The sequence below is a fragment of the Agrobacterium rosae genome (genome assembly GCF_002915175.1).
Lineage (GTDB): Bacteria > Pseudomonadota > Alphaproteobacteria > Rhizobiales > Rhizobiaceae > Agrobacterium > Agrobacterium rosae.
Window position 1 is genome coordinate 1 of record NZ_NXEJ01000015.1, and the last position, 21,781, is coordinate 21,781.

Annotated in this window: 16 protein-coding genes; 8 read left to right on the forward strand and 8 right to left on the reverse strand. The window is 55.3% G+C overall.

Translation table 11 applies throughout. The features are described from left to right. A partial coding sequence (locus CPJ18_RS25845; RefSeq protein WP_103660428.1) for a porin occupies window positions 1-798 on the reverse strand: 798 nt, incomplete at its 3' end. Window positions 799-2,249: 1,451 nt separating this feature from the next. On the opposite strand from CPJ18_RS25845, the gene CPJ18_RS25855 reads away from it, so the two are divergent. Then, complete coding sequence (locus CPJ18_RS25855) at window positions 2,250-2,591, forward strand: helix-turn-helix domain-containing protein (RefSeq protein WP_103587792.1); 342 nt, start codon at window positions 2,250-2,252, stop codon at window positions 2,589-2,591. Next, window positions 2,588-3,847 carry a type II toxin-antitoxin system HipA family toxin gene (locus CPJ18_RS25860; protein ID WP_103660430.1) on the forward strand — a complete coding sequence of 420 codons (1,260 nt, stop codon included), beginning with the start codon at window positions 2,588-2,590 and terminating at the stop codon, window positions 3,845-3,847. The genes CPJ18_RS25855 and CPJ18_RS25860 overlap by 4 nt, the downstream gene beginning before the upstream one ends. A gap of 431 nt (window positions 3,848-4,278) precedes the next feature. Here CPJ18_RS25860 and CPJ18_RS25865 read toward each other — a convergent pair whose 3' ends face one another. Beyond that, complete coding sequence (locus CPJ18_RS25865) at window positions 4,279-5,196, reverse strand: AraC family transcriptional regulator (protein WP_077104685.1); 918 nt, start codon at window positions 5,194-5,196, stop codon at window positions 4,279-4,281. A 186-nt stretch (window positions 5,197-5,382) separates the two neighbouring features. Between CPJ18_RS25865 and melA (CPJ18_RS25870) the strand changes: the two genes are divergently transcribed. The 6 genes from melA (CPJ18_RS25870) to melA (CPJ18_RS25895) all read left to right on the forward strand — a co-directional run bounded on the left by melA (CPJ18_RS25870) (window position 5,383) and on the right by melA (CPJ18_RS25895) (window position 14,373). Then, window positions 5,383-6,849, forward strand: a complete 1,467-nt coding sequence (gene melA, locus CPJ18_RS25870) for an alpha-glucosidase/alpha-galactosidase (RefSeq protein WP_103660431.1) — start codon at window positions 5,383-5,385, stop codon at window positions 6,847-6,849. A 101-nt stretch (window positions 6,850-6,950) separates the two neighbouring features. After that, window positions 6,951-9,038, forward strand: a complete 2,088-nt coding sequence (locus CPJ18_RS25875) for an ABC transporter substrate-binding protein (protein ID WP_103660446.1) — start codon at window positions 6,951-6,953, stop codon at window positions 9,036-9,038. Window positions 9,039-9,145: 107 nt separating this feature from the next. Beyond that, window positions 9,146-10,153, forward strand: a complete 1,008-nt coding sequence (locus tag CPJ18_RS25880) for an ABC transporter permease (RefSeq protein WP_077104689.1) — start codon at window positions 9,146-9,148, stop codon at window positions 10,151-10,153. A gap of 1 nt (window position 10,154) precedes the next feature. Further along, a complete protein-coding gene (locus CPJ18_RS25885) occupies window positions 10,155-11,285 on the forward strand; it encodes an ABC transporter permease (RefSeq protein WP_077104691.1) in 1,131 nt (376 codons plus the stop codon). A 12-nt stretch (window positions 11,286-11,297) separates the two neighbouring features. Continuing rightward, window positions 11,298-12,965, forward strand: coding sequence for an ABC transporter ATP-binding protein (locus CPJ18_RS25890; protein ID WP_103587796.1), 1,668 nt, complete (start codon window positions 11,298-11,300; stop codon window positions 12,963-12,965). A 19-nt stretch (window positions 12,966-12,984) separates the two neighbouring features. Then, the gene (gene melA / locus CPJ18_RS25895; RefSeq protein WP_103660432.1) at window positions 12,985-14,373 is read left to right on the forward strand and encodes an alpha-glucosidase/alpha-galactosidase; all 1,389 of its coding nucleotides are present in this window, start codon (window positions 12,985-12,987) and stop codon (window positions 14,371-14,373) included. Between the two features lie 226 nt (window positions 14,374-14,599). Here the strand turns inward: melA (CPJ18_RS25895) and CPJ18_RS25900 are convergent, their stop codons facing one another. The 6 genes from CPJ18_RS25900 to CPJ18_RS25925 form a co-directional block, all read right to left on the reverse strand. Next, a complete protein-coding gene (locus tag CPJ18_RS25900) occupies window positions 14,600-15,775 on the reverse strand; it encodes an acyl-CoA dehydrogenase family protein (RefSeq protein ID WP_103660433.1) in 1,176 nt (391 codons plus the stop codon). A gap of 109 nt (window positions 15,776-15,884) precedes the next feature. Beyond that, window positions 15,885-16,988 (reverse strand): LLM class flavin-dependent oxidoreductase, encoded by a 1,104-nt coding sequence (locus tag CPJ18_RS25905; RefSeq protein ID WP_077104698.1) that lies wholly within the window; start codon window positions 16,986-16,988, stop codon window positions 15,885-15,887. Between the two features lie 128 nt (window positions 16,989-17,116). Next, on the reverse strand, window positions 17,117-18,229 hold the full coding sequence (locus CPJ18_RS25910; RefSeq protein ID WP_103660434.1) for an LLM class flavin-dependent oxidoreductase: 1,113 nt from the start codon (window positions 18,227-18,229) through the stop codon (window positions 17,117-17,119). After that, window positions 18,226-19,950: a dipeptide ABC transporter ATP-binding protein gene (locus tag CPJ18_RS25915; protein WP_103660435.1), complete on the reverse strand. Its 1,725-nt coding sequence runs from the start codon at window positions 19,948-19,950 to the stop codon at window positions 18,226-18,228. Before CPJ18_RS25915 ends, CPJ18_RS25910 begins: the two co-directional genes overlap by 4 nt. Beyond that, window positions 19,929-20,774 (reverse strand): ABC transporter permease, encoded by an 846-nt coding sequence (locus tag CPJ18_RS25920; protein WP_077104704.1) that lies wholly within the window; start codon window positions 20,772-20,774, stop codon window positions 19,929-19,931. The genes CPJ18_RS25915 and CPJ18_RS25920 overlap by 22 nt, the downstream gene beginning before the upstream one ends. Further along, complete coding sequence (locus tag CPJ18_RS25925; protein WP_103660436.1) at window positions 20,771-21,781, reverse strand: ABC transporter permease; 1,011 nt, start codon at window positions 21,779-21,781, stop codon at window positions 20,771-20,773. Before CPJ18_RS25925 ends, CPJ18_RS25920 begins: the two co-directional genes overlap by 4 nt.

Sequence of the window (21,781 nt, forward strand, 5' to 3'; positions counted from 1 at the left end):
CAGCTTGTCTGTTGCCTTGATTGCGTATTCAGCAGCAACGGCCCATTCGGACACTGCGTAGTAAGAGTTTGCGCCGGAAGCCCATACGCCGGAAAGACCGAGTGTGCCAGGACCGATGTCAGCAAACAGGATACCACGGATGGCACCGTCTTCGAGGTCTGTATCATAGCTACCGACGATCGTTGCGCTGACTGCGCCGAACTTCGCAGCAACAACACCAGTGATACCAACGTTGTTATCGCGTGTAGAAAGCGTGCCTTCAAGTTCGTCAACAGACAGAGTGGCCGAGAAAGAGCCAGCGTCGTATGTGTAACGAATAGAGTTGAACAGCGTATTGGTGGACAGGATGTCTGTTTCGCCGTTCAGGTCGTTATCCCATTCGCTGTAAACCTTACCAACGGTCAGGCCGCCGAGAGAGATGAAGGCCTGGTCAACAAATACGGAAGAGGAAGCAGCCGAACCGTTTTCAGCATTGCCACGGAAGCCGATGAAACCACGCAGAGCGCCGAGTTCTGTGTCTGTCTTTGTGTCAACTTCAAACTGAGCGCGCGTGAAGGAGTTCCAATCGGAAGTGCCAGACTCGTCGCGACCAAAATCCGTCTGGAAACGAACATAACCACCAAACTTCAAGCAAGTTTCAGTGCCTGGGATGTAGAAGAAGCCCTCGCCGAAAGCATCACAAACGCGAACATATTCCAAAGGCTCCGGCTCGGCAGCGACGATAGCGTCGGCAGCCTGCGCACCAGAGATAGTTGTAAGGGCTGCAGCGGAGCCGATGAGAAGGCCTTTGATGTTCATAGTGAACTCCATTTATGTTACAAAACGGCGGTGGGATGCGCCGGTCAGGATGTCGCCAAAGTTATGGTTGTATCTGACATCGCCGCGCGGTCGGAGGCAAACTTTTATCAGCCTAAAAGCCCCGGAACGGAATATGGAGATGCCCCGTGTTGCAATTCTGGCACGCTCCGGTGGCGTACAAAGGGTGATGCATTCCTGAGTTAAATTAATGTAAATCGTCAATGGGTAGAGTTAGTAGGCGGCAAATTCGAGGATAGGTTAGTTGATCTTCGCTATTTTGCCTTCAGAACAATGTCATTGAGACAATCGAGTATCGGACATTTCGCAGCTTTATCGAGGGGGGGGTGCAGTCGACGCGACCTGTCGTGCATGCAAGCTGATAGGACGGTCGCTTCCTAGGCGTCTGAATTTGGGCATTGAAGCTGTTGATATAGTGGACTGGCCCTCTGGATGAGCGACGATCAAGAGGGATCCTCAATGTCACGCCGGTTAGTATCGTCCCGGGGGCAAACCGGCTGATCATGGCACTGCGTCATCTGTTTGTTCGAAACACCGCGGCAGATCGCAAGAGGCGTTTGGAAAGTCCATCATGGTGTTCGCTTTCAAGCCGGTCATTTTTGACCAACCACTAAGTTGTGTGTCGTACAGCCGATCTCGTCGCCGGTGAAAGATGTTCAGGTGATCAAGACAATTGTCGCACCGATGTTGCGCCATCGTCCCAGCGACCTGAGCGCGGGGTGCAACTGAGAATTTTTCTCTCGCGTTGTTTGTCATCTGACGGACCGCTCAAGCCAAGAGTTATCCGGCAACGTCTGGGTGGTTGCACCGCCCGTGCGCCACATAGGACTAAAACTGCGGCTTGCGTGCTTGAAGCGCAGGGTCGGGCATTCCAGACCGTAATCGCATGCTACGATCCGGATTTTCGCTTGTCGGGCGCGACCGACCCGAAACGGAACACTACGGCGGACCGAACACTCCTCACCAGGCGAGGTGCCGCTCTCCTGAAAAATCGAAACACACGACATAAGTGCTCGACATCCTGAGGAAATCCGAAGGTCTCGTCGCGGCGGCCGAGGTGGCGCAGCGGTTTGTGACCCACGAGGAGCTAGGCGATATGGTCGACAGGCTGAACAGCCACCTCACAGTGGTTTCGCCGCCATCCTCGAAGGTCTTTACAAGCAGAACCTGGTTCGCTTCGAGCAGGCTAGCGAGGTCGGCGGGCTCCGGCTCTAGGAGATCAATCAATAGATGATTAGGAAGGTACTCAAATCGCTCCCGTCTCGCCTGGTTTTCAAACATATAGGAGTATAGCGTAATATGATGTAAAATACATTTTCTGTCATTTTATGTTCTTAGTTTCATATTTCGCGTCCTCGCCTATTGACTGCATATGAATGCTGAAACATATTTTACTTTGAATATGTACCAGGTATCATATAAACGGAGCGCGCATGTTCTTTCAGTTTATGGAAGGTGTGAAGAAGCTGAGAAAAGCCCTTCGAATGACCCAGAGTGAGTTGGGTATGCTGATCGGGATCGATCAGGGCTATGTTTCCAGGCTCGAAACGGGAAAACAAAACCCTCAGGCTGAGACACTTCAGGCGATCGCGGAAGCTTTGGAGGCTGAAATTATCTTCGTTCCCAAAAAAATGGCGAGACGGGTGCATTCAATCATCGATGAACACCTGTCCCCTCCCATCCAAAAGAAGCGGACGTTCGCGGGTAACGTCATGGATGACGTTTTCATTCCGGATGGCGATGATGAAGAAAGCCCAAGGGGATCGAACATATGACCGATACGCTTGGTGTAACCATCGTATCCAATGAACAGGAAGTTCGTGTCGGTACACTTATACGCGATGAAGCGGATATGATGAGTTTCGAAGTTGACCGCTCATACATCGAGCGAGGAGAAAGCCGACCACTACTGAGTTCGTCCGTGCGATTTCTAGGAGACGAAGAACGCACCGTCCAAATGCTACAATCAGGCACCATAACCCAGCCTGGCCGGGATTTACATCCATGGTTCAGTAATCTACTTCCCGAAGGTGCCCTGCGCGATCTGGTGAACAAGGGACTTCCCAGCGGGCGAACGTCAGACTTCGACGTACTTGCGTACCTTGGGCACGATCTACCTGGCGCTGTTGTCGTTCGCGCCGAAGGTGGTGCCAATTACCCGACGCCGCCACTTCAGGAGATCGAGGAAGCAGGTGGACCTAAGGCCATCCGCTTCTCTCTAGCAGGTGTGCAGCTCAAGATGAGCATGATGAAACAGGACGAGCGTCTCACATTTCCCGCTACGGGAATTAACGGCGACATCATAGCCAAATTGCCCAGTCCAAAGTTCGAGTTTCTCCCGGAAGTCGAATTCAGTTCGATGAAGCTCGCCGAGTCTGCTGGCGTTTCGATTCCAAATTGCGAATTGGTGGCCTCGGGTTCGGTATCTGACATCGGGGAAGACATTCTTGAACACGGTGCGTATGTTCTGGCCATCTCTAGATTTGACCGCGCGGGCGGTAGGCGTATCCATATGGAGGATTTCTGCCAGGTTCTCGGCGCTCCCAAAGACCGTAAGTATACGGCTGCGAACGAGGAGACCGTCGTCAATATGTCCCGTCGTTTCGGGGGTGGATCACGATCGTTTGTCGAGATGGTACGGAGATTGACTGTCAACATACTAATGGGCAATGGCGACGCGCACCTGAAGAACCATTCGTTACTATATGTCGATGGCGCATCCGGTAGTCTGACACCGGCCTACGACATCGTTCCCACGTTTCTTTATGATGGCAAGGACGATCTGGCGCTAAAGTTCAGGGAAACAGTGAATCCCTTCATCGTCAAACTGCAACGGTTCGAGCGAGTCGCCGAACTCTGCGGTATTCCAGCCAAGATTGCCCGCAAGGTGGTGACCGATACCGTTGAAAAAGCCGCTGATACTTGGTCGAAGGAACTTCAGGACCTCCCAATGCCTGCACACATCGCAAAAAAAGTCGTGGAGCGAACGCACAGACTGGCGCTTGTGCAGGAGCTGCAAGTATCGTTTTAGTCCAAAGCCTCCGACCCATAGGCAAAGGGCGGATAGGTGTCTAGATCTGCACATGAAAGAACAGCCCGCTGGCTGCTCTGTGGCATTTGCTAAACAATTCCTTGAATTCGCCGCACACTGACATTTGCGCAAATGTGTGGTCTCCCCACTTCTTTGCGCGGAATTGAAGCACCTATTCACCAGTGAGTATTCTCACATGAATAGAGAGCGGCAATAAAAGATTTACCGGCCTTGTCTGTTTTCGCTGCGATACAAACGGGGAGCGTTTATATTGAATTTATGGCCTGGGTGTTAACGATGCTCTTGATATCAATTACTTAGATCCATAGCTTCGCCAAATATCTGAGTTCTGGAGGCCCAAGAATGCGAACCCGCGACCTCACACTTCGCTGCGACAGTATCCGCTGAGGGGAAGCCTTTATGGTAAAGTTTCACCCCCCACGTGCTGGGGTATTTTTTTCATGATGTGATCGGACACTTGAATACATGCCGGTGCTTCTAAATTCGCTCGGATTGATGCCATAGAGCCGCCGAAAGACCTTCGAGAAGTAATTCGGGTCTTCGAAGCCGCAGCGCACAGACACTTCTTTGATGGGCATGTTTGCTGCCGTCGTCAGAAGTTTGGCCGCGCGTCGCAACCGCTTTTCTAATACGAATTCGGCAGGGGGCAGGCCTTCATTGGCGGTGAAAATACGGGAAAAATGGGCGCGGCTGAGTCCCGCAACGACTGCAAGGTCGCTTACGGACAGGTTCCTATCAAGATGGCTGTCGATGTACGTTAGCACGTGTTGCATAGTGCGGTATTCGCCACCGAACGAGGGATGGGAGCCAAATACATCGTCGTAAAGCGCCATCGTTGCTTCATAGGCGACGGCAGAAGCTGCTCCAGGCGTTTCGGCACCATTGACGAGACGCGAACAACAGAGCGCCAGATGATCTACGGTCTCTGGCTGAAGCTTGAGGACAGGCCCGGTCACGGCTTGAATATCACGATGAATACGCAGGGCTTCCTCGCCATTCATGGATATCCAGAAAAACTCCCAGTGACCATTTTCCTCCAGCCAGTAGCGGTGGTTATGGGGAATGAGAAGCAACAAGGTTTCACCGGCCCCGACGCGGTAGGTGTTGTTCTCATACCGCAGGTTTCCTTCACCGCTAATGCAATATTGCAGAACGGTGAAAGGGGTTTGTCCGCGCTTGCGTCCATCCCAGTCATAACCGCTGCCACGGCGAATTTCGTAGCCGCTGCTGGTAGGCATTGTGTGAAGGGTTTGCCTGCCACGCGGCAAAGAAACCGTCCGCATGGACGGTCCTTGATCGATCAAATCCTGCAGCACAAATTTACCCATAAAAGCATAATCCTTCTCTGGCCCTTGCGGATATTATCAGCATAATCCCGCATCGAGGAGACGATCAAGTGGGGAATTGGGAGGAAAATCCTTGTTATTCAGTCATTGTCTAATACTATCTTCCTTCCTTCGTGATCACGTTGCCCGCCCATCTTTCGCATTCATTTCGCAAACGAAGGTGCCAACATGAGTTTCAAAATCGCTATCATTGGCGCAGGAAGTGTCGGTTTTACCAAAAAACTGTTCACCGATCTTTTGTGCGTGCCTGAATTTCGCGACGTCGAAGTCGCGCTGACCGATATCAGCCAACACAATCTCGAGATGATTAAAGCGATCCTTGATCGCATCGTCGAATCCAACGGTCTGGCGGTAAAGGTTACGGCCACGACAGAGCGCCGCCTTGCTCTGGAAGGTGCAAAATACGTCATCAGTTGCGTGCGGGTTGGCGGCCTTGAAGCCTATGCGGATGATATTCGTATACCGCTGAAATACGGCATCGACCAGTGCGTGGGCGATACGATCTGCGCGGGCGGCATTCTTTACGGTCAGCGCAACATTCCGGTCATTCTGGATTTCTGCAAGGATATCCGCGAAGTCGCAGCGCCGGGCGCCAAGTTCCTGAACTATGCCAACCCAATGGCCATGAACACATGGGCGGCGATCGAATACGGCAAGGTCGATACGGTTGGTCTGTGCCACGGCGTTCAGCACGGCGCGGAACAGATTGCGGAAGTGCTGGGTGCCAAGTCCGTTTCTGAACTGGACTACATCTGCTCCGGCATCAACCACCAGACATGGTTTGTCGATCTGAGGCTGAATGGCCGCAAGATCGGCAAGGATGAGCTGATTGCCGCGTTTGAAGCCCATCCGGTTTTTTCGCAACAGGAAAAGCTGCGCATCGATGTGTTAAAACGCTTTGGCGTCTATTCCACGGAAAGTAACGGCCATCTCTCGGAATATCTGCCATGGTATCGCAAGCGCCCAGACGAAATCGGCCGTTGGATCGATATGTCAGACTGGATTCACGGCGAAACCGGCGGTTATCTGCGGCATTCGACGGAAACCCGCAACTGGTTCGAAACGGAGTTTCCGCAGTTTCTGGAGCAGGCGTCGAAGCCTGTCGATCCGGCCAAACGCTCGAACGAACATGCCAGTCATATTCTCGAAGCGCTGGAGACGGGGCGTGTGTATCGCGGCCACTTCAATGTCAGAAACAATGGCGTCATCACCAACTTGCCGCACGACGCGATCATCGAGTCGCCCGGTTTTGTAGACCGTTTCGGCATCAACATGGTCTCCGGCATCACCATACCGGAAGCCTGCGCGGCAACCTGCGTGGCCTCGATCAACGTTCAGCGCATGTCGGTTCATGCCGCTGTCACTGGCGATATCGATCTTCTGAAACTCGCCGTTCTGCATGACCCGTTGGTGGGTGCTGTCTCGACACCTGAAGAGGTGTGGCAGATGGTCGATGAAATGGTGGTCGCGCAGGCGCGCTGGTTGCCACAATATGCAGATGCCGTACCAGCCGCAAAGGATCGTCTTTCCAGATCCACCGTCAAAACACGCGATTGGGCAGGTGCTGCACGGCGCAATGTCAGATCAATTGAAGAGTTGCGGGCCGAAAAAGCGTTATTGAAAAAAGCGGTTTGATTTATCTGCGGCAGCATCGGCGCGAGGAGGCGTCGGTGCCGCCTGTTTCCGGGAACCATCAGGGAGGGCGTGCTTGGTCGCGCCATTGGGAGGACATGACGATGCAACATAAACGCAAGATTTTCTTGAGTGCATGCCTTGGTTTCGGTGTTTCGCTGATCGCGATGAATGCACACGCTTTTCAAACGTCCGCGCCGCCCGAGCCAGCGAAGTTTCCCGCTGAAGGCAAGATCAAATATGTGGAGCGCGATTCCATTCTGGAATTCAAGGCGCTGCCAAATTACTCCGAGCCCGACTGGGTTTCTGAAAAATTCGAAAAGACCGGCAAACTGCCGCCGCTGAAGGAACGTCTGCCGGAGGAGCCGCTGGTCTACAAGACCGGGAATATGCCTGACGGTATAGGCGTGTATGGCGATACCTTGCGCCATGTCATCGGCGGGCGTCCGGAAGGCTGGAATTATATGGCTGGCCAAACGCAAGGCTGGGGCGGCATCGATATTGCGCTTTCGGAATGCCTGACACGCACCGCGCCGCTGTTTCAGGTGGATGCCAAAGATACTCAACCATTGCCCAATCTGGCGAAAAGCTGGGAGTGGTCTCAAGATGGTCACAAGCTGACGATGCACCTCGTCAAGGGTGCAAAGTGGTCGGATGGTGTGCCTTTCACGTCTGAAGACATCATGTTCTATTGGGAGGATGGTGTGGTCGATCCGAATGTCTCGCCACTTGGTGGCGGTGCATCACCGGAAGCCTTCGGGGAAGGGACGACCCTTACCAAGATCGATGATTACACGGTTGAATGGACATTCAAGAGCGCGTTTCCCAAACAATATCTCTACACCATGGCCTATCCAAACTTCTGCCCCGGCCCGGCGCATATTCTGAAACCGCAACATCCGAAATATTCGAAAAACACCTATAACCAGTTCAAGAATGCCTTCCCGCCGGAATATATGAACATGCCGGTGATGGGTGCTTGGGCGCCGGTGGAATATCGCCCAGACGACCTTATCGTCCTGCGCCGCAACCCCTATTACTGGAAGGTTGACGAAAAGGGCCACCAGTTGCCTTATCTCGATGAAATTCACTACAAGCTGTCCACCTGGGCGGACCGCGATGTGCAGGCTGTGGCCGGATCCGGCGATTTTTCCAATCTGGAGCAGCCAGAAAACTTCGTGGCCTCTCTCAAACGCGCTGCCGACGAAAAGGCGCCCGCCCGTCTTGCCTTCGGTCCGCGTCTGATCGGCTATAACCTGCAAATGAACTTTTCGGGCAATGGCTGGGGTGCGCCGGATGAGCGTGAACAGGCCATTCGTGAACTGAACCGCAATCAGGATTTCCGTGAGGCGGTGACGTCTGCGATTGACCGCAAGGCCGTTGGCGACTCGTTGGTCAAAGGCCCGTTTACGGCGATTTATCCCGGCGGCATTTCCTCCGGCACGAGTTTTTATGACCGTAACTCGACAGTCTACTACCCCTATGATCTTGAAGGAGCAAAGGCTGCTCTTGCCAAGGTTGGGCTGAAAGACACGGACGGCGATGGCTTTGTGAACTTCCCAGCGGGCACGGCAGGCGGCAAGAATGTCGAGATCGTTCTGCTCGTCAACAACACCTATACGACAGACAAAAGCCTCGCCGAAGGTCTGGTTGGCCAGATGGCAAAGCTGGGTCTGCGGGTGGTGCTGAACTCGCTGGATGGTAACCAGCGCGACGACGCGCATTATGGTGGCCGGTTCGATTGGCTGGTGCGCCGCAATACGACGGAGCTTGCCTCTGTGGTGCAGAACACCGAACAGCTTGCACCCGTTGGTCCTCGCACCAGTTGGAACCACCGCGCACCGGAAGGCAAGCAAGTGGACCTGATGCCGTTCGAAAAAGAAATGGTCGATCTCGTCAACCGCTTCATTGCCTCGCAGGACAATGCGGAACGGGCTGAACTGATGAAACAGTATCAGAGGATTTACACGCAAAACCTCTACACGATTGGTCTGACGGAATATCCCGGTGCGCTGATCATCAACAAACGCTTCTCCAACGTCCCGCAGGGAACACCGATCTTCATGTTCAACTGGGCGGAAGATTCGATCATGCGCGAACGGGTTTGGGTCGCTGCCGATAAGCAGGGCAAATACGAACTCTTCCCGCAGCAACTCCCCGGCAAGCCCGGTGATAAAGGCCCCATAGACTAGCTCCCTCCCGGAGACACCATGACCGGTCGCGCGTGAAGCGCGGCCGGACGGGGAGAAAAAGCGGAACCGATCACAAGCGGGACCGCAATGCAGGGAGATATTTCGTTATGCTCAGGTTCTTTTTCGTTCGCCTCAGCTCTGCCATTCCAGTGATGCTGATCCTCAGCGTCGTGACATTTGCGATCATTCAGGCACCGCCCGGCGATTACGCAGACTATATTCGCTCTCAACTGATGAATCAGGGTGGCGCATCGTTTGAACAGGCAGAAGCGCAGGCGCAAGCCTACCGTATCGAGCATGGTCTCGATAAGTCTGTCGTGGTGCAGTATTTCAACTGGGTTGGCGGTATCGTTACCCGCGGCGATTTTGGTTACAGTTTTTATTATAACAAGCCGGTTGCCGAGGTGGTGGGGGAACGCCTGCCGCGGACGCTTCTTCTGGCGCTGGTCTGCCACCTTTTCGCATCAATACTCGGCATTACGTTCGGCATATGGGCAGCGACACGGCAATATTCGTGGGTTGATAATCTTTTGTCCGCCATTGCCTTTCTGGGCATGACGATCCCGCGTTTTCTGATGGCACTGATCATGGTTTACCTGATGGTGTTCCACTTCAATGTCGCCGAAATCGGCAGTTTCTTTTCTCCGCAATATGGCGGCGCGCCGTGGTCATGGGCGAAGTTCGTCGATCTCGTCAGCCATGTCTGGCCTGTCGTTGCCATCGCCACATTCGGCGGTCTGGCCTACAATATGCGCGTCATGCGCGGCAATTTGCTAGATACGCTGAACGCGCAATATGTCGAAACGGCCCGCGCCAAGGGTCTTTCAGAAGGCGCTGTCATCATGCGCCATGCAGTTCCGAATGCGCTGCATCCACTGGTCATGTATCAGGGCGTCGTCTTGCCCTATATGCTGACCGGCGAGATCGAGACGGCGATCATCTTCGCACTGCCAACCGTTGGACCCGCCATCGTCGGTTCCATGGCGGTTGGTGATGTGTATGTGACCGCAACCTTCATGATGGTTCTCGCCGCAACGCTGATTGTCGGCAACATCATTGCAGACATCTTGCTTGCCTTGCTCGACCCACGTGTGCGCGAATTGGGGAGGGCGTAACATGGTTGCCGTTCATTCTTCTACAGGTCAGGAACAGGTCGTCAGCGTTGCCGAGCAGCGCGCAAACGAAAGTTACATGGCTCTTGTCTGGCGTCGGCTGCGACGCTCGTTTACCGGCATGGTCGGGCTGGTTCTGGTCGTGCTTCTCATCCTCATCGCTGTTTTCGCCGATTTTTTCGCACCTATGGACCCTCGGGAAACGGGTGCCAGTTTCACGCCACCGCAGGGCATCAGCGTTATGGAAAAAGATGGCAGCCTCAGCATCTGGCCGCGTATTTATGCCTTGGCGGAAACGGAAGAGCTTGACCCGATAACCTTCCAGCCCATCGTGGGGCCCAATTACGATAAGCCCCATTATCTTGGCTTTTTCGTAAAAGGTGCACCTTACGACCTCTTCGGCCTTATTCCCATGCAAAGGCATTTTTTTGGTGCCGTGGATGGTGAAGCCGTGCATTTTCTGGGAACCGACAAGTTTGGTCGCGATGTGTTGTCACGTGCCATTCACGGCTCGCGGATTTCTCTCGCCATCGCGCTGAGCGTGGTGTTTATCGTGACGGTGATCGGCACCAGCGTCGGTTTGATATCGGGTTATTTCGGCGGCTCGGTGGATGCGTGGGTGCAGCGTTTTGTGGAAATCGTTCTCGCTTTCCCGCAATTGCCGCTCTATCTGGCGCTGACATCGCTTATCCCCGTTACCGCTCCCACCAACGTGTTCCTCACCTTTGTCGTGGTCGTTATGTCGGCGCTGGGCTGGGCGCAGATGTCGCGTGAAGTGCGGGGCAAAACGCTGGCGCTGGCGCGTATTGATTATGTGCGTGCCGCCATGGCGATTGGCGCAACGGACCAGCGCATCATCTTCCAGCACATTCTGCCCAATGTCATGAGCCACGTCATCGTTGCTGTCACACTGCATATTCCCAGTGTCGTACTGCTGGAATCCTTCCTTGGTTTCCTGGGCTTTGCCGTCAAACCGCCGCTGATTTCGTGGGGGCTGATGTTGCAGGATACGGCAACCTATTCGGTCATCGGTTCCTATCCATGGATTCTGGCTCCGGTCGGTTTCGTTCTGGTCACTGTTTTTGCCTTCAACGCGCTGGGCGATGGTCTGCGCGATGCTGTCGATCCCTATTGAGAGGAGACTAAAATGGTGACGTCCTCGCTGGCATCATTTGCGCCCGATACTCGCTTCGACCACGCATCGCGCCAGGATGCGCCGATCATCGATGCCCGCAACATTGCGGTTAATTTCAAGGTGGAACATGGAACCGTCGATGCGGTGAAAGGCGTGTCGTTCCAGCTTTATCGCGGTGAAACCATCGCCATTGTCGGGGAATCCGGTTCCGGCAAATCCGTCACGGCGCGCACCATCATGGGGCTCTTGTCCAAACGCGCCGTTGTTTCAAGTGGCGCTTCCGTATCCTACGAGGGAAAGAATATTCTAAAATTACCGGAACGTGCGCGCCGCGCCATGCGCGGTAACCGTCTGGCGATGATTTTCCAGGAGCCAATGAGTTCGCTGAACCCGATCTACACCATCGGCAGCCAAATCGTTGAAGCCATCCGCGTTCATAACCGAATGAGCCGCAAGCAGGCTGAGGCGCGGGCGCTGGAACTGTTGAAACAAGTGCATATTCCGGACCCGGTAGCCCGGTTGAAACAATATCCGCACCAGCTTTCCGGCGGGCAGCGTCAGCGTGTGATGATTGCCATGGCCTTGTCGAATGATCCGGACGTGCTGATTGCCGACGAGCCGACAACGGCACTGGATGTGACGGTACAGGCGCAAATTCTCAACCTGATCCGCGAGTTGCAGCAGGCCCGTGGCATGGCCGTCGTGCTCATTACTCACGATCTGACTATCGTGCGGAAGTTTTCCGATTACGTTTATGTCATGCAGCATGGCGAGGTGCGTGAGCACAACACGACTGAAGACATCTTCACCAACCCGCGCCACCCCTACACCAAAAAGCTTCTGGATTCCGAGCCGCAGGGGCAGGCTCAACCAATGCCATCTGGCTCTACAATGTTGCTGGAAGCCAGCGATGTGCGGGTATCCTTCATGTTGCGGCATGGTGGTGTGTTCAAGCCACAACTGAGAGAGTTAATTGCGGTCGATAGTCTGGGGCTGACGATTCACAGGCATGAAACCCTTGGTATCGTGGGCGAATCCGGGTCCGGAAAGACGACCTTCGGGCAATCGCTGCTGCGGCTGAATGAGCCGCAGGGCGGCCGTATTCTCTTCGACAACGAGCCGATCCATGGCAAGTCCCGCACTGAGATGCGGCCCTTGCGGTCGCGGATGCAGGTGGTGTTTCAGGACCCGTTTTCGTCGCTCAATCCCCGCATGACCATCGGCCAGATCATCGAGGAAGGGCTCATCGTCAACGGGCTGGGAGCGAACAAGGCGGAGAGGCTGGAGCGTGTGTGCGATGCGCTGTCCGCTTCCGGCATGCCCACCAACATTCTGTCGCGTTTCCCGCATGAGTTTTCTGGCGGCCAGCGGCAACGCATCGCGATTGCCCGCGCCATCGCGCTGGAGCCGGAGTTCATTCTGCTGGATGAGCCGACATCGGCGCTCGACCTTTCGGTCCAGTCTCAGATCATCGCCCTGCTGCGCAAGCTCCAGGATGAAAGAGGGCTGAGCTATCTGTTCATTTCGCATGATCTGAAGGTGGTGCGCGCGCTCTGCCACCGGGTCATCGTCATGCAAAACGGTCGCATTGTGGAGGAAGGGCCAGTGGAAGACGTGCTGGCCAATCCACAGACCGCTTACACCCAACGGCTTGTCAAAGCCGCATTCGAAATCGCCTGACCTGCTATCGGAGACACATATGGCAAGAAATCCACGGATCACCTTCATCGGGGCCGGATCGACGGTGTTCATGAAAAATATCATAGGCGATGTGCTGCAACGCCCCGCATTGTCCGGCGCAAAGATTGCGCTGATGGACATCAACCCGCAGCGTCTGGAAGAAAGCGTCATCGTCGTCAACAAGCTAATTTCGACGCTGGGTGTGAAGGCGACCGTCGAAACCCATACGGATCAGCGCAAGGCGCTGAGCGGCGCGGATTTTGTCGTCGTCGCATTCCAGATTGGCGGATACGAGCCGTGCACGGTTACAGATTTTCAGCTGCCCAAAAAATACGGCCTGCGCCAGACCATCGCCGATACACTGGGCGTTGGAGGTATCATGCGCGGCTTACGCACCGTTCCGCATTTGTGGAAGATTTGCGAAGACATGCTTGCCGTCTGCCCTGAGGCGATCATGCTGCAATATGTGAACCCGATGGCCATCAACACCTGGGCGATTGCCGAAAAGTACCCGACGATCCGCCAGGTTGGGCTTTGCCATTCCGTACAGGGCACAGCGATGGAACTGGCTGAAGACCTTGAAATTCCCTATGAGGAAATCCGCTACCGTTCCGCCGGTATCAACCACATGGCGTTCTTTCTGGAATTCGAACATCGTCAATCGGATGGCAGTTACCGCAACCTGTACCCCGATCTTGTGCGCGCCTATCGTGAAGGTCGCGCGCCGAAGCCGGGTTGGAACCCGCGATGCGTCAACAAGGTGCGGTATGAGATGCTGACCCGCCTCGGCTACTTCGTGACCGAAAGTTCGGAGCATTTTGCCGAATACACGCCCTATTTCATCAAGGACGGGCGTGACGATCTCATCAAAAAGTTTGGCATTCCGTTGGACGAGTACCCAAAACGCTGCATTGAGCAAATTGAAAAGTGGAAAGGTCAAACGAAGGCCTATCGTTCCGCACAGAAGATAGAGGTCAAGAAGTCCAAGGAATACGCCTCATCGATTATTAACTCGGTATGGACGGGGGAGCCATCTGTCATTTATGGCAACCTGCGCAACAATGGTTGCATCACCTCACTGCCAGCCAATTGTGCCGCAGAGGTGCCATGCCTTGTAGACCATAACGGTATCCAGCCAACCTTTGTTGGCGAACTACCGCCGCAACTGACGGCACTGATGCGCACCAACATTAACGTACAGGAACTGACTGTCGCTGCATTAATGACAGAAAACAGGGAGCATATTTTTCATGCAGCTATGCTGGATCCCCATACGGCAGCAGAACTTGACCTCGACCAGATTTGGTCACTCGTTGAAGAATTGCTTGTTGCCCATCGCGACTGGTTGCCGGAGTGGACCCAGTTTAAGCCGGAGCAAGCTGCTCCACTGTACTGTGATGTTTCATGATGCGAGACGCGATCAAGGCCGTTATCCCAGTTCCTCGTGACTCGCGCAAAAATTGTCGCAAAAGGCTGATCACGCGACATTTAATAACAGCTTGGGGTGTTACCATTTGCCTCAGTCGGACGATACTGGAGGCGCGCGTCGTGTTGCCTGAAAAGCCGACGATTAGATTACTGCTCATTTGTAATCTCTTCTTTGGGGGCACACGGAGGTGTGGCATGCGCACGTGTCAGGCCGTCTTTGCGACCGCAATTGGCGTATTCATCCGTTCACTCTCGACGCTCTTCCAGCGATTGAACGCCGCACGGCCGAGAATGGCGACGGAGGTGTCCTCTTGTGGAGCGTGGACGAGTACGGACTGGATGTCGCGAAAATGCCGCTCCAGACCAAGATCGACATTCAGTCCAGGATTGCCGATGCCTCTGACTGCGATCTGAACGGCATCGCGTATCTGACGGCCCGCCAGAAGTCGTGCGCGGATTACGCGTTCGGCGTCATTCAGATCACCGTCAAGCGCGCCAAAAATGATCTGGCGCGCGCCTGAAACCAGAAGATCGATTTCTCCTGAAAGTGTCACGAAACGTTCGGTCTGTGCGACAGGATGGCCGAGATTGGCGGGAACTCGCTCGTGCGCGAACCGAATGAATGCCTCTTGTGCTGCTTCGGCAGAGCCAAGGTAAATTGCCGTCAAGGCGAGGTTCATTGCTGCGTGACTGCGGTTATCCTGTTGGGCAACCGAAGGATCGGCCAGTTCCAATACATTCTCCACCGGAATTTCAACATTGACATATTCGACATCGTGAGAACCCGTTGCCCGCATGCCTAGGCTCTTCCAGTTCTCGATGATCGTGATGCCCGGCAAGCCGTTCGGTACGACGAAGGTACCGATGCGTGATTGAACTTCATCGGTATGTGCCCAAACAAGGAAGTGGGTGAGGCCATAAGCACCCGTCACAAAACGCTTGCGACCCGTGATCGCCCAGCCGTTCGCCGTCCTGCGCGCCCGCGTGGCGGGCAATCCACCGCGAGCAGGCGAACCGAGCTCAGGCTCCACACGTGCTGCATTCAAAAGCAGCGGCTGGTCTTTTGCCTGGGATAGGAGTTGCCGGTACAGGCCTTCCGGCCAGTGGCCTTTGGCGGCCTGCCCCAAGTGATTGAAAATCGTCATGGCGCTGATCAGCGCCACTGAAGGGTCGCCCCGCCCAAGTGCCGCCAGAATATGAGCGGCCGTGCTGAGGGTACCGCCCGCACCGCCGTAGCGTGTCGCAACAGTGCTTTCGAGAAGACCGGCTTTATGAACGGCGCGAATGCCGGTCCAGGGAAACTGACCGGTCTGATCCGCATCTGGGGCGGCCTCGGCAACGATGTGCACAGCTCTATCAAGTGCGGTGGGATCATAGGACATGCTGGTTACGACCTTCTGGGAACCGACACCGGAACCAGCCAGAGCGTGGCTTCCGATGTTTTGGAAGAGAAAGATGGTGCTGCCCGGCTCTGCGACCGGACGCCCATGATCAGGCGGCTGCCTTCCTCTTTGCGTCTTCGCGCTCGCGGATGCCTTCGCGCACGAGGGGCAGGATGTATCGCCCGTAATCGATGGCGTCGTTGAAATTATCGTAGCCTCGGATCGAGATCAGATCGCAGCCGAGATCGATGTAATCGAGAATGGAATCGGCGATGGTGCGCGGAGATCCCACCAGCGCGGTTGTCGCACCGCTTGCATTGGTCGCGGTAACAGTCGGGTACCAAAGCGCCCGGTCATGCACATCGCCGCGCTTTGCGATATCGAGAAGACGCTGCGAGCCGACATTGGCTGGTGTGATCGCATTGACGGGAGCGCGGGAAAGGCCCTTTTGACGGTTGGCATTCAGCTGATCGAGAACGCGATGCGCCTTTTCCCAAGCCAGTTCATCCGTTTCTGCGACGATGGGCCGGAAGGTGACCCAGATACGCGGACGATCTGTTCGGCCAGCCTTTGCCGCTTCGGCATAGATGCGGTCGATTTGCTGCTTCGTTTCCGCGAGAGGTTCACCCCAAAGACCGAAAATGTCGCATAGGGAGCCACCGATGCGATAGGCAGCGTCGGAGGAGCCGCCAAGGGAGATCGGGATAAGGCCGTTTGTCGGACGCACAGCACTACGGAACTGCTTGAACTGATAATATTTTCCATCGAAGTCGAAGGGTTCGGTAGATGTCCACGCCAGCCGGAGAATGCGGATATATTCCTCCTGCCGTTCGTATCGCTCGTCCTTGGTGAGAAAATCTCCTTCGCGCGCCTGTTCATCGTCGCTACCACCAGCGATGAAGTGGACGACCACGCGGCCACCGCTTAACTGATCAAGTGTGGCAAGTGATTTCGCAGCCACCGTCGGATAAACCGTGTTCGGTCGCAGGGCGACAATGATCTTGATGTGCTTGGTGTGCGCCAGCACGGTGGCACCCAGCGTGAATGGATCAAAAGAAGAGGACGAATAGGGAATGAGTGTATAGTTGAACCCGTAATCGTCGAGCGCGCGCGCATAACGCTCCAGAAACAGCGGATCAATGGGAGCATCCGGAACAGGATTTAGATCATTTGACGCATTGGGAAAGCTGACGCTTATGAATTCCGCGGCCATGGGAGCTCCTTTGTGTTCTCGAATGTTGGTAAAAGCTAAAGCCCGGCTCGCAAATGAGGAAGACAGGTCTTTCTATTTCTATGGATATTATAGAAAATATTGCCTGACTACAGAGGCGCTCTAGAACCTCAGATCGAAGATTGCTTCAGAGACGTGTCGAGACTCGCGGGCGTCCAACCCAATGCGGGCGCGACAGTCGTTGCCAGATCACTAAGCAGACGAATATTGTCGGAAAGGCAAAAGGCTGGCGGCAAGAACAGTACGAGTTCATCGGCTGCAGCCAAGCCTGGATCGTTAAAGACTGCCTCTATGACCTCATCCGCTGAGCCCTGAAAAACAGGAGAAATCTGTGCTCTGGAAGGTGCGCTGGCAGGCGCAAGCGCACCCTTGGGCCGCGAGGCGGCAATGCCCACCGTTCGGCGCTCAAGATCGTAGGCCGCATATTTTTCCCGCAATTCAGGCGTCGTGCCGACCAGAATGGAGGCTGCGACAGCGACTGGCGGCGGCGGTGTCTTCCACAAGCGCAGCCAGTGGGTGCGGTACGCCTCGATGATGCGGGCCTGATAGTGCCCAAAGCTCTCGCCTTCGTCATAACCGTGCAGAACCGTACCGGATATAAGGCCGATACCGAGTTCAGCCGCCTGAACAGCAGAATCGATGCTGGCAGACCCTTGCCGGATGCGACTGCACAATGTCGGACTGTGCGGCGTCACGCGCAACTCTGCGCCGACTGGCACCCCGTTGTTCTTCTCGGTGACGGTGTGCAGAACATCTCCTGATATAGCTGACAGGAAGCGCGATTGACGACGTTTGGCCTCTGTTCGAGAGTCGGTATCGACGTCACCGAAAACAGCGTCGAACGCGCCATTGGCACCGGTCGAAATCGCAAGTTCAAGCCGCCCGTCAATCAATAGGTCTGTCGTCGCAGCCGCCTCCGCCAGCAGAATTGGGTCCTGATAGCGCATGGGAATGACGGCCGAACCAAGCGTGATGTTGTGTGTGTGCTGGCCGACAGCTGCGAAAAACGGAAGCGGGGAGGAAAGATAGTGGTCGAAATGCCGCTGATAGGCCCATCCCGACTGGTATCCCAGACGTTCTGCCTGTTTGAACAGCTCGATGCCCTCCCGCAGCCCATGGGCCGGTCCATCTTCGTCATTGAACGAAACACGCGTATTGAACCCCAATCGCTGTTTCGGTCGAAACGAAACCGGAAGCTCTGCGGAAGGGGCTGCGATATTCATCCGATATGTTCCTTGCGTTGAACGCGTTGGATCGCGCGCTTTGAGCCATTGACCTCGGCAATCCCGGAGGGGATGGAATCCAGCAGTGAGGCCGTGTAGTCGTGCTGTGGATTGGCGAAGATGTCCGACAAGCTTCCATGCTCGACAATGCGACCCCGCTGCATGACGGAGACCGTATGTGCAAGCTGGCGAACGAGTGCGAGATCATGGGACACGAAGACATAGGTCAGGCCCAATTTTGCCTGGAGCGACAGCAACACCTCGACAATGTCGGCCTGCACGCTGACATCAAGTGCCGAGGTTGGTTCATCCAGCACGATGACGTCCGGCCTCAAAACGAGCGCGCGCGCGATTGCCACCCGTTGACGTTGCCCACCCGACAAAGCTGACGGCTTGCGTTCCAGCAGGTTTTCGCTCAATCCCACATTGGCGATCGCTTCCTTGACCGCCTCGGAGCGCTCATTTGGCGTCCCGATCTTGAAGCGGTCCAGTGGTTCGCGAATGAGCTGCTCGACCTTCCAGGCAGGATCAAGCGAGGTGAAGGGATTCTGATAGACCAGTTGCAGGTGCCGCCAGACGGATCGAAGATCCGAGCGGCTCTTGCTGCTGACGACATCTTCGCCAACGGTGATCGAACCGGCTTCCGGCTCTTCAAGCCCAAGCAGAAGGCGTATCGTCGTCGTCTTGCCCGAGCCGGACTCGCCAACAAGCGCGTGAGTCGTACCTGCGGGGACGCTGAAGGAGATATCGTCCACGGCTGTCAGAATGTTGCCGTCAACCGTGAAGCTCTTGGTGACACCGTTGACCGAAATTTTCGCAGGTTTCTTTTGCGTGTTCTGCTTGAAACCCGGGTCGCGCAGCTTTGCGTAGCGGTTTGGATTAAGAGCTGGCACGTCACCGTGAAGCTTCTTTGCGTAAAGAGAGTTGGGGGACGAAAAGACAGTGGATGTCTTGCCGGCTTCCTGGATGACACCGTTTTTGAGGACGACCAGGCTGTCAGCACGTTCTGCGGCAATGGCAAGATCATGCGTAATCAGCAGGAGGCTGATGTTCAGCTCTTCCTGCAACCGTGAAAGCAGATCGAGGATACGTTTCTGAATGGTCACATCGAGCGCGGAGGTTGGCTCATCGGCAACCAGAAGGGCAGGGCGGGGCAAAATCGCAAGCGCAATCAGAACACGTTGCAGCATTCCGCCAGAAAGCTGATGCGGATAGGAATCATACGCACGTTGAGGATTGTCGAGGCCGACCTTGGCAAAGGTCTCCAAAATGAGCGCCTTGCGAACCGCCGGATTGACCTCATCCGTCAGGGCCGCGGCTTCAAGCGCCTGAGAGCCGATGGTGCGGACAGGATTGAGGGAATTGCCTGGATCCTGCGGGACAAACCCAATCTCCCGGCCGCGATACGGCCTGAAGCGCCTTTCGGGAAGAGCGAGTATATCCTGTCTGTCGAACACCACCTTGCCCGTTGCGGCTGCGCCATTGGGGAGGAGCCGTAGAACCGCTTTTGCGATCGTGGACTTACCCGAGCCCGATTCACCGATGAGGGCCAGGCTTTCGCCGCGCCGGATTTCAAAGCCGACATTGTGAACGACCTCTTGTTGACCATAAGAAACGCCAAGATTTTCCACCGTCAGGAGCGGTGTTGCGGGTCGTGATGACGGAAGCCGAGTTTCAGTTTCGATCTCGGTGGGCGCTATCAGTGCGATTTGCGAAGCCATCGGCTGATCCTGTTGACAGAGAGGACGGTCACGATCGTAACGAACGCGGGCGCATAAACGAGCCAGGGCCATTTGAGGTAGTCTTTGCCGATAGAGATCAGCAGGCCCCAGTCGGAGGAGGGTGGCGGGTCGCCATAGCCGAGGAAAGCCAGGCTTGCGATGACGAGGATGGACTCGCCGAATTGCAACACGGCAAGCGGCAGCATCGAGCGCGATGCATTGGGCAGCACATGCCTCAGAACGATAAAGCGACGCGAACCGCCGAGTAAAAATGACGCCTCGACAAAGGTCGCTTGGCGGGTCTTGATGACTTCGGAGCGGGCCACCCGCGCAAAGAAGGCGATGGCCGAAATCCCCGTTGCGATTGCCGCATTGATTGTTTCAAAGCCGATGGCCGTGACGATGATGACGGCAAGCAGAAATTTCGGGATCGACAGCAGCACATCGACAAGTCGGGCAAAGACGACGTCGATCCACCCACCGAAGAAACCGGCAAGCAGTCCGATCAGGCCGCCAATCACCACACCAATCACCACGGCGACCAGTGCGCTCGATACGGATGACGCGGTGCCGTAAACGACACGCGTGTAGAGGTCACGTCCCAGATGGTCCGTGCCGAACCAGTGGGCCAGGCTTGGTCCAAGCAGTTTGTCAGCCGGGATACCATTGACCGGGCTGTGGCTGGTAAAGAATTGCGGCGCAATCGACCACGCAACGACGATGGCGATGACCGCAAAGGCGACCGCAACCGTTGGCGTGATATTCAAGGATTTGATCCTGTCAAAAAAGCTTTCGCCAGAAACCGGACTAGAGATGAGGCTCATGGCTTTGCTCCTGTCCCCAGAGGAAGACTTGCGTCATCGGCGATGGACTGGCGACGCTTGGCGCCAATGATGATTTTCACGCGTGGGTCGAGCAATGGATAGAGAAGATCGGCGATCAGATTTACGACCACGAAGACGACGGCACCGAGCGAGACAATCGCCTGAAGAACCGGTAGATCCTGCGTGCTCACAGAGCGTTGCACCAGACTACCAATTCCCGTGCGCCCGAAGACGGTTTCAGTGATCAGCGAATTGCCGAGAAGCTCACCCACCGTGAGTGCAATGACCGTGACGACCGGAAGCGAAGCGGGCTTGAGAAGATGGGTGGCAAAGAGCCGCCTCGGCCCAATGCCGCGGCTGCGCGCCACCGCTGCGTAATCCTGCTCGGCCTCATGATCGAGATTGGCAATCAGAACTTCCGCAATCTGCGCGGAAAAAGGAATGCCGATCGTGATGGCGGCAAAGAAGGTTGCCCAAAAACTGTCCGGCTCGATCACCCGGAACAGTCTCAGCTGAAATCCGAAAAGATGGATCAGGAACAGGCCGATGACAAAGTTTGGTGTCGACAAGAAAAGTGAGGGAAAGGCCCGAAGCAAGCCTTGCCCATATTTCTTCGGCACAACCTGCGTACCATAGGCAACAGTAAAGGCCAGGATCAGGGCAACCGTTAAGCCTGATGCCGCCAGAACGAGAGTCGATGGCAGAACCTCGGCAATCAAGGTTGAGACGGGCCGATTTGAGCGCATCGACATGCCGAGATCGCCGGTAAGAAATGACGATAGAGAGTGCCAAAGCTGTACGATGACCGGTTGATCCAACCCTTGCGCAGCGATGATCTCGGCAATTTCCTGTTCGGTAAAGCCGTTTTGCGGGTTGCGCAAAACGCTGGTAATCGGGTCGCCAGGCAAAATGCTGACGACCACGAAGGTGAAGATATAGGCCAGAAGGATGACGACAATCGCTTGGCCGAGCCGTTTTGCGGCGTAGGTTAGGTAAGCATTGCTCAT